Origin of the sequence: Pseudomonas sp. HMWF006 (assembly GCF_003061205.1) — a bacterium.
GTDB classification, from domain to species: domain Bacteria; phylum Pseudomonadota; class Gammaproteobacteria; order Pseudomonadales; family Pseudomonadaceae; genus Aquipseudomonas; species Aquipseudomonas monsensis.
On record NZ_QAIU01000595.1, the window covers coordinates 30889 to 31720 of the forward strand.

Genomic DNA, 832 nt, shown 5'->3' on the forward strand with positions numbered 1-832 from the left:
GCCCGGGGCAGGCGTTCGGCGAGGCTGTCGAGGCGCTGGCGCAACATCGCCAGTTGGCGTCCCGGGTGTTGCCCGGCGAGTCGGGTTTCCAGACGGATCAGGCGTTCGCGACGAGTATTGAGCTGACGCTCGAAGGCGCGGCGCATGCGCATGTCCAGGTCATCCAGACGCTGCGCCTGCTGGCGCAGACGTTCGCCGGGATGCCGCAGGCGCCGGGCCATGCCTTCCAGGCGCAGACGGTCGCGCATCAAGCGGTCACGCATGCGCATCACCAAGCGGCGATGCAGGCTTTCGACCTGACGGATCAGGTGACTGGAATCGGGAGCAAGCAGTTCGGCAGCCGCCGACGGCGTGGGGGCGCGTACGTCGGCAACAAAGTCGCTGATCGACACGTCGGTTTCATGGCCGACAGCGCTGACAATCGGTGTTACACAGGCATCGACCGCACGCGCCACAGCCTCTTCGTTGAAGCACCAGAGGTCTTCCAGCGAGCCGCCGCCACGGGCGAGGATCAGCGCGTCGAAACCGCGGGCGTCGGCCAGCTTCAGTGCGCGGACAATCTGCGCGGTGGCCTCGCGGCCCTGTACGGCCGTGGGGATCAGCGTCAGTTGCACCTGCGGTGCACGGCGGCGGAACACGCTGATGATGTCGCGAATCACCGCGCCGGTCGGCGAACTGATGATGCCGATGCGCTGCGGATGCGCCGGCAGCGGCACTTTGCGCTCGGCGCTGAACAGGCCTTCGGCGCTGAGTTTTTCCTTCAGCGCATCGAACGCCAGACGCAGCGCGCCATCACCGGCCGGTTCGACGGTGTCGAGAATCAGTTGATAGT

1 protein-coding gene is annotated in these 832 nt (G+C 66.7%); it reads right to left on the bottom strand.

Annotated elements, in window-relative coordinates; genetic code table 11:
• The coding region (gene xseA / locus DBR24_RS27670) for an exodeoxyribonuclease VII large subunit (protein WP_256591909.1) at nucleotides 1-832 on the bottom strand (832 nt) is incomplete at both ends.